The following is a 266-nucleotide window of genomic DNA, read 5'->3' as shown; positions in this document are numbered from 1 at the left end:
ACTTACTGTAATGTAACTTTCTCTCCATGAATTATCTCATCTTTAAGGCCAGCTTCTCCAATAAACGTAATTAGCAAGATCTCCAATTGAATTTCCGTTTTCCCAATTACAGAAACTTTCGGTAAAAGTAATAGAAGCATAATTTACAGGAGATGCAATCAATGTTCCCTGAGAATAAGTAAATGTAAGACAGGAAGCAGGTACAGTTGTAGATTTGGTAGTTCCTATAGTAACCGAATCTGTTGTGCCGGTTCCTATTGAAGTTT

Annotated in this window: 1 protein-coding gene; it reads right to left on the bottom strand. The window is 35.7% G+C overall.

Annotated features, from left to right (window positions below):
* Positions 1-42: 42 nt before the first annotated feature.
* Positions 43-266: hypothetical protein (locus tag B0E34_RS21460; RefSeq protein ID WP_165763030.1), on the bottom strand; the 224-nt coding region annotated here is incomplete at its 5' end.

Source organism: Chryseobacterium mucoviscidosis (assembly GCF_002177115.1).
Lineage (GTDB): Bacteria > Bacteroidota > Bacteroidia > Flavobacteriales > Weeksellaceae > Chryseobacterium > Chryseobacterium mucoviscidosis.
Note: the sequence above shows the minus strand (reverse complement) of the source record. Positions and strands in the feature narration are given on the sequence as shown.